General features: G+C 75.6%; 6 protein-coding genes. All 6 read left to right on the forward strand.

Annotation, left to right across the window (positions count from 1 at the left end):
- Positions 1-1,234, forward strand: a 1,234-nt coding sequence (locus N866_RS13230) for a UDP-N-acetylmuramoyl-tripeptide--D-alanyl-D-alanine ligase (RefSeq protein WP_034227103.1), incomplete at its 5' end; no start/stop codon positions are given.
- On the forward strand, positions 1,231-2,313 hold the full coding sequence (mraY, locus tag N866_RS13235; protein ID WP_034227105.1) for a phospho-N-acetylmuramoyl-pentapeptide-transferase: 1,083 nt from the start codon (positions 1,231-1,233) through the stop codon (positions 2,311-2,313). The genes N866_RS13230 and mraY, both read left to right, overlap by 4 nt.
- Positions 2,313-3,755: a UDP-N-acetylmuramoyl-L-alanine--D-glutamate ligase gene (gene murD, locus N866_RS13240; protein WP_034227110.1), complete on the forward strand. Its 1,443-nt coding sequence runs from the start codon at positions 2,313-2,315 to the stop codon at positions 3,753-3,755. Before mraY ends, murD begins: the two co-directional genes overlap by 1 nt.
- Before the next feature lie 8 nt (positions 3,756-3,763).
- Positions 3,764-5,005 (forward strand): putative lipid II flippase FtsW, encoded by a 1,242-nt coding sequence (ftsW, locus tag N866_RS13245; RefSeq protein ID WP_034227107.1) that lies wholly within the window; start codon positions 3,764-3,766, stop codon positions 5,003-5,005.
- On the forward strand, positions 4,998-6,128 hold the full coding sequence (murG, locus tag N866_RS13250) for an undecaprenyldiphospho-muramoylpentapeptide beta-N-acetylglucosaminyltransferase (protein ID WP_216699449.1): 1,131 nt from the start codon (positions 4,998-5,000) through the stop codon (positions 6,126-6,128). Before ftsW ends, murG begins: the two co-directional genes overlap by 8 nt.
- A 77-nt stretch (positions 6,129-6,205) precedes the next feature.
- Positions 6,206-7,588: a UDP-N-acetylmuramate--L-alanine ligase gene (gene murC / locus N866_RS13255; protein ID WP_216699450.1), complete on the forward strand. Its 1,383-nt coding sequence runs from the start codon at positions 6,206-6,208 to the stop codon at positions 7,586-7,588.
- Positions 7,589-7,596: the final 8 nt, after the last annotated feature.

Raw genomic sequence — 7,596 nt, forward strand, 5'->3', positions numbered from 1 at the left:
CTCGGTCGTCCTCGTCGACGACGTCGTGGCCGCGCTGGGCGCCCTGGCCCGCGGCGTCCTGGGCCGGCTGCGGCGCACGGGGGAGCTCCGCGTCGTCGCCATGACGGGCTCGGTCGGCAAGACCACGACGAAGGACCTCCTCGCGCAGGTCCTGTCCGCCTCGGGCCCGACCGTGTGGCCGGAGAAGTCCTTCAACAACGAGATCGGCCTGCCGCTGACCGTCCTGCGCACGGACACCCGGACGCGGTTCCTCGTCCTGGAGATGGGGGCGAGCGGGCTCGGGCACATCGCCTACCTCACGGACATCGCGGCGCCGGACGTGGCGGCCGTGCTCGTCGTCGGCTCCGCGCACCTCGGCGAGTTCGGCGGGGTCGAGGCGATCCAGCAGGCCAAGAGCGAGATCGTCACGGGGCTCGTCCCCGGGGGGACCGCGGTGCTCAACGTCGACGACCCGCGGGTCCGGGCGATGGCCCCGCTCTCGCCCGGGCCGGTCGTCTTCTTCGGCGAGAGCGAGCGCGCCGCCGTCCGCGCCACGGACGTGCGCCTGGACCCGGAGGGCCGGGCGAGCTTCCGCCTCGTCGTGGGCGACCTGCCGGGCGCTCCCGACCGGACGGGCGAGCCCGCCGGCCCGGTGGAGGCCGACGTTCACCTGCGCCTCGTGGGCGAGCACCACGTCACCAACGCGCTCGCCGCCGCCGCCTGCTGCCTGTCGCTCGGCCTCACGGTCGGCGAGGTGGCCGAGCGCCTCGGCGAGGCGACGGCCCTGAGCCCGCACCGCATGCAGGTGGTCGAGCGCCCCGACGGCGTGACGGTCATCGACGACTCCTACAACGCCAACCCGGACTCGGTCCGCGCGGCGCTCAAGGCGCTGGCCGTGCGGGCCCGGGCCGGGCGGCGGAGCATCGCGGTCCTGGGGGAGATGCTCGAGCTCGGGGACGAGCACGTCGAGGCCCACGACGCGGTCGGCCGGCTCGCCGTGCGCCTGGACATCCACCGCCTGGTGGTCGTCGGCGAGGGCGCCCGCGCCATGCACATGGGTGCCCTCCAGGAGGGGTCCTGGGGCGAGGAGTCGCGGCTCCTGCCCGACGTCGAGGCGGCGTACGCGTGGCTGCAGGAGGAGATGCGGCCCGGTGACGTGGTGCTCGTGAAGTCCTCGCACGGATCGGGGCTGTGGCGCCTCGGGGACCTGCTCACCGGGGCCGACGACGGGATGCCCGCGGAGGCGCCTCGATGATCGCCGTCCTCCTGTCGGGCGGGCTCGCGCTGGTCATCGCGCTCCTGGGCACGCCGCTGTTCATCCGGTTCCTGGTGCGCCGCCAGTACGGGCAGTTCATCCGCCAGGACGGGCCGACCGCGCACTTCACCAAGCGCGGGACGCCGACGATGGGCGGCGTCGTCATCATCGGCGCGACGCTGCTGGGGTTCGCCGGCTCGAGCATCATCACCGGGAACGTGCCGAGTGCGTCCGCGCTGCTGCTGCTGTTCCTCATGACCGGCCTGGGGTTCGTCGGGTTCCTCGACGACTACATCAAGATCTCCCGGCAGCGGAGCCTGGGTCTGCGCGCCCGCTGGAAGATCGTCGGCCAGGGGCTCGTCGGCGTCACCTTCGCCGTGGCGGCGCTGCAGTTCCCCAACGACAACTTCCGGACCCCCGCCTCGACGAAGATCTCCTTCATCCGGGACACGAACCTGGACCTCGCGTTCGCCGGGGCGACGCTCGGGCTCATCCTCTTCGTCCTCTGGGCCAACTTCCTCATCACGGCCTGGTCCAACGCCGTGAACCTCACCGACGGCCTGGACGGGCTCGCGACCGGCACGTCGCTCATCGTCTTCGGCGCCTACGTCATCGTCGGGGTGTGGCAGTTCAACCAGCGCTGCTCCTCCCTGGCGTCGGCGGGACCGCGCTGCTACGAGGTGCGGGACCCGCTCGAGCTGGCCGTCGTGGCCGCGGCGATCACCGGGGCCTGCTTCGGGTTCCTGTGGTGGAACGCGTCCCCGGCGAAGATCTTCATGGGCGACACGGGGTCGCTGGCCCTCGGCGGTGCGCTCGCCGGCCTGTCGATCCTGTCCCGCACGGAGATCCTCGCCGCGATCATCGGTGGCCTCTTCGTCCTCGTCGTCCTCTCCGACGTCATCCAGATCGGCTTCTTCAAGATGACCGGCCGCCGGGTCTTCAAGATGGCGCCCCTGCACCACCACTTCGAGCTGTCCGGGTGGGGCGAGGTCACGATCGTCATCCGGTTCTGGATCATCGCGGGCCTCTTCGTCGCCGCCGGCATCGGGGTCTTCTACGCCGAGTGGGTGGCGGGCTGATGGCGGACGCCACCGGCCCCGTCGAGCTCTCCGGCGCGCGCGTCCTCGTCGCCGGGCTCGGCGTCTCCGGCCGGGCCGCGGCCCAGGTGCTGCGCGAGCGCGGTGCCGTGGTGACGACCCTCGACGACGACGCCCCGGACGCGGACCTGCGGGACGCGGCCGACGTCGACCTGGCCGGCCTCGACCTCGTCGTCACCTCGCCGGGCTGGGCCCCGGACCACCCCGTGCTCGCCGCCGCGGTCCGGCGGGGCGTCCCGGTGTGGAGCGAGGTCGAGCTGGCGTGGCAGGTCCGGGTGGACCGCGCCGCGGGCGGCGGTCCGGCGCCGTGGCTCGTCGTCACGGGGACGAACGGCAAGACGACGACCGTGAGCATGCTCGCCTCGGTCCTCGCGGCCGCGGGCCTCGACGCCCCGGCCGTCGGCAACGTGGGGACGCCGGTGGTCCAGGCGGCGACGGACCCCACGCACGACGTGCTCGCGGTGGAGCTGTCCAGCTTCCAGCTGCACTTCACGCACACGATGGCCGCCCGCGCCGCGGCCGTGCTCAACGTCGCCGAGGACCACCTGGACTGGCACGGCTCCTTCGAGCAGTACGCGGCCGCGAAGGCGCGCATCTACGAGCGCGTCGAGGTGGCGTGCGTGTACGGCACGGCCGACCCGGCGCTCGAGCGGATGGTCGAGCAGGCCGACGTGGCCGACGGTGCCCGGGCGGTCGGCGTGACCCTCGGCGCGCCCGCGCCGGGGCAGCTCGGCGTCGTCGACGGCATCCTCGTGGACCGGTCGTTCCACCTGCCGTTCGACGACCCCGCACGGCAGCGCTCGGCGGCGGAGCTCGGGACCCTCGAGGACCTGCGCCACCTCGCCGGCCCCGACGGCGAGCTCGCGCCCCACGTGGTGACCAACGCGCTGGCGGCCGCGGCCCTCGCCCGGGCGCAGGGCGTCCCGGCGTCGGCCGTGCGCGACGGCCTGCGGGCGTACCGGGCCGGGGCGCACCGTCGGGAGGTGGTCGCGGTCGTCGACGGCGTCTCGTACGTGGACGACTCCAAGGCGACGAACGCGCACGCGGCATCGGCGTCCCTGGGGCCGGCCGCCCCGGGCACGGTCGTGTGGATCGCGGGCGGCCTGGCCAAGGGCGCGCGCTTCGAGGAGCTCGTCGCCCAGCGGGCGGACCGCCTGCGCGCGGTCGTGCTCATCGGCACGGACCAGGAGCCGTGGACGGAGGCGCTCGCCCGACACGCGCCCGGAATCCCCGTGTCGATCGTGGACCCGGCACACACTGGCTCCGTGATGACCCACGCCGTGACGCAGGCCCGCGCCCAGGCCCAGCCGGGTGACACGGTGCTGCTCGCGCCCGCGTGCGCCTCCATGGACCAGTTCGACTCCTACGCGCACCGGGGCGACGCGTTCGCCGCGGCCGTCCGCGCGCTGGACGCGACCGGCTGAGGGCCGTGATGGCAGCAGCGGTCGGGACCCACGACGTCGAGGCCGCCCCGCGGCGGCGCCGTGCGGGTGGCGCGTGGGACAGCGCCGTGACGAGCTACTACCTCGTCGCGGGGGCCACGACGCTCCTGCTCACCATCGGCCTGGTCATGGTGCTGTCCAGCTCGAGCATCGACTCGCTCAGCGCCACCGGCGGGCAGTCGCCGTACGCGATCTTCGTCAACCACGCGCGGTTCGCCCTCGTCGGCGTCCCCCTCGCGGTGGTCGCGAGCCTGCTGCCCGTCCGGTTCTACCGCCGGATCGCCTGGCCGGCGCTCGGCCTGGCGCTCACCCTGCAGCTCCTCGTCATCCCGTTCGGCTACGAGGTCGGCGGCAACCGGGCGTGGTTCCGCCTCGGCAGCTTCACGGCCCAGCCCTCGGAGGCCGCCAAGCTGGCCCTGGCCGTCTGGCTGGCCGCGGTCCTGGCGACGAAGCGGCACCTCCTGCACCGCTGGCAGCACGTCGTGGTGCCCGCCGTCATCGGGGCGGGCGCCGTCCTCGCCCTCGTGCTCTACGGGCGGGACCTCGGGACGGCGATCGTCGTCCTCGTCCTCGTCGCGGGCGCCCTGTTCGTGGCGGGCGTGCCGATCCGGATGCTCGTGCTGGCAGGTCTCGTCGCGGCAGCGGGGGTCGCGGCGCTCGCGATGACCAACGACAACCGGGTCGGCCGCATCACCTCGTTCTTCTCCGGGGACTGCGACACCCAGGGCGCCTGCTACCAGCCCTTCCGGGGGGCGATCGCCCTGGCGTCCGGCGGCTGGACCGGGGTCGGCCTCGGCGAGAGCACCGAGAAGTGGTCCTACCTGCCCGAGGCGCACAACGACTTCATCTTCGCCATCATCGGCGAGGAGCTGGGCCTGCCGGGGACCCTGCTCGTCGTCGCGCTCTTCGGGGTGCTCGCGGTCGGGGTCACCCGCGTCGTGCGCCGGCACACGGACCCGTTCGTCCAGGTCGCCGCAGGTGCCATCGGGGCGTGGATCATCGGGCAGGCCGTCATCAACATGGGCGTCGTCGTGGGGCTGCTCCCCGTCATCGGCGTCCCCCTCCCGCTCGTCTCCGCGGGCGGCTCGGCCCTCGTGACGACCCTCCTCGCCCTCGGCGTCCTCCTCGCGTTCGCCCGCAACGAGCCGGGCGCCGCCGAGGCGCTGTCCGCGCGCGCCGTCACCGTCCGCCGGTCCCTGGCCGTCCTGTCCCGCAGAGGTGCCCGTGGTTGAGTCCGTCCTCCTCGCCGGCGGCGGGACCGCGGGGCACGTCAACCCGCTGCTCGCGGTGGCCGACGAGCTGCGCCACCGGGACGACCGGACCGGGATCGTCGTCCTGGGCACGGCCGAGGGGCTCGAGGCCGACCTGGTCCCCGCGCACGGCTACGAGCTCGTGACCGTGCCCCGCGTGCCGTTCCCGCGCCGCCCGACGGCGGACTGGTTCCGGTTCCCGTCGCGCCTGCGCGACGCGGTCGACGCCGCCGACGCGGCGATCGAGACCAGCGGCGCCCGGGTCGTCGTCGGCTTCGGGGGCTACGTCGCCACCCCCGCGTACCTGGCGGCGCGGCGACGTGGCGTCCCCGTCGTCGTGCACGAGCAGAACGCGCGACCCGGGCTCGCCAACCGGCTGGGCGCGCGGTGGGCCGCCGCCGTCGCGGTGACGTTCCCCGGGACGCCCCTGCGCAACGCCCAGGTCACCGGGCTGCCCCTGCGGCCGGACGTCCTGGCCCTGGCCGAGGGCCGGGCCGCCGACCCGGTCGGGGAGCGGGAGCGCGCCGCCGCCGAGCTGGGGCTCGACCCCGACCTGCCGACGCTGCTGGTCACCGGCGGCTCGCTCGGGGCCCGGAGCCTCAACGAGGCCGTGTCCGGCGCGGCCGCGGACCTGCTCCGCGCCGGCGTCCAGGTCCTGCACCTCACGGGGCGCGACAAGGCCGAGCCCGTGCGGGCCGCCGTCGCGCAGGCGGCGCGCGCCGGCCTCACCGCCCAGGCCGGGCGGTACCAGGTCCGTGAGTACCTGACGCGCATGCACCTCGCCCTGGCCGTGGCGGACCTGGTCGTCGCCCGTGCCGGTGCCGGCACCGTGTCCGAGCTCGCCGCGCTGGGCATCCCCGCCGTCTACGTCCCGCTGCCGATCGGCAACGGGGAGCAGCGCCTCAACGCCCGCCCGGTCGTCGACGCGGGTGGCGGGCTCCTCGTCGCGGACGCCGAGATGACCGCGGACCGGGTCCGCGACGACGTCCTCCCGCTCGTCACCGACGCCGGTCGGCTCGCGGAGATGGCCCAGGCGGCCGCGTCCGTCGGCGTCGTCGACGCGGCGGCCCGCGTGGCGGACCTGATCGAGGACGTGGCGACGTGACGGATGCGGACGGCAGCGAGCGCCTGCGGCTGGCGGACCTCGGGCGGACGCACCTGGTCGGCGTCGGCGGAGCCGGCATGTCGACCGTGGCCGCGCTCCTGCGGGCCCGCGGGGTGACGGTGTCCGGCTCGGACGCCAAGGAGGGCGCGACGACGACGGCCCTGCGCGCAGCCGGGGTCCGCGTGCACGTGGGCCACGCGGCGGCGCACGTGGAGGACGCCGACACCCTCGTCGTCTCGACCGCGATCCGCCCGACGAACCCCGAGCTGGTCCGGGCCCGAGAGCGGGGGATCCCGGTGCTCCACCGGTCCCAGGCCCTGGCGGCCCTCATGGACGACCGGCGGGCCGTGGCCGTCGCCGGCGCCCACGGCAAGACGACGACGTCGGCGATGATCGGCGTGACGCTCCTGCACGCGGGCCTGGACCCGTCCTGGGCCATCGGCGGGACGGTGCTGACGACCGACGGCCTCGAGCCGGCCGCCGCGGACGCCCTGGCGGGCGCCCGGCACGGCACGGGCGACGTCCTCGTGGCGGAGGCCGACGAGTCGGACGGCTCCTTCCTCGCGTACCGGCCGCACGTCGCCGTCGTCACGAACATCGAGCCGGACCACCTGGACCACTACGGCACGCGCGAGGCCTTCGAGGCGGCGTTCGTCCGGTTCGCCGGCCGCGTCGAGCCGGGCGGCTGGCTCGTCGCGTGCGCGGACGACGACGGCGCGCGTCGCCTCGCCGCCACCGCCCGGGAGGCGGGCGTCCGCGTGCGCACCTACGGCACGGCGCCCGACGCCGACGTCCGGGTCGGCCCGTGGACCGCGACCGCCGACGGCGGGTCCGTGTCCGTGACGGGGCCGGACGGCGAGGTCGTCGGGCTCGACCTCGCCGTGCCCGGGTCGCACAACGCGCTCAACGCCGCGGGGGCTTGGACGGCCGCGCGGCTGCTCGGGGTGGCCCCGGACGTCGCGGCGGCGGGCCTGGCCCTGTTCCACGGCACGGGGCGCCGGTTCGAGGACCGCGGCAGCGCGCACGGCGTCCGGGTGGTCGACGACTACGCGCACCACCCCACCGAGGTCGCCGCCCTGCTGGCGGCCGCGCGCCCGGTCGCCGGGAACGGCCGGGTGGTCGTGCTGTTCCAGCCGCACCTGTACTCCCGTACCCGGACCTTCGCGGACGAGTTCGCCGCGGCCCTCGCCGCGGCCGACGTCGTCGTCGTCACAGACGTCTACGCGGCACGGGAGGATCCCGACCCGGAGGTGACGGGTGCCTTGCTCACCGACCGGCTCGCCGCCGCCGGGCACCCCGCTGCGTCCTTCGTGGCGGACCGGGTCGAGGCGGCCCGGTCGGCGGGGCGGCTCGCGCGCCCGGGCGACCTCGTGCTCACGGTCGGGGCGGGCGACGTCACGGAGCTCGCCCCGACGGTCCTGGCGGCCGTCGGCGACGGCGCGGGAGGCGAGGGGCGATGAGGCCCCCG

Source organism: Actinotalea ferrariae CF5-4 (genome assembly GCF_000603945.1).
Lineage (GTDB): Bacteria > Actinomycetota > Actinomycetes > Actinomycetales > Cellulomonadaceae > Actinotalea > Actinotalea ferrariae.

Coding starts and splice junctions, on each gene's coding strand:
- mraY (WP_034227105.1), top strand. CDS start 1,231: ATGATCGCCGTCCTCCTGTCGGGCGGGCTCGCGCTGGTCATCGCGCTC.
- murD (WP_034227110.1), top strand. CDS start 2,313: ATGGCGGACGCCACCGGCCCCGTCGAGCTCTCCGGCGCGCGCGTCCTC.
- ftsW (WP_034227107.1), top strand. CDS start 3,764: ATGGCAGCAGCGGTCGGGACCCACGACGTCGAGGCCGCCCCGCGGCGG.
- murC (WP_216699450.1), top strand. CDS start 6,206: ATGTCGACCGTGGCCGCGCTCCTGCGGGCCCGCGGGGTGACGGTGTCC.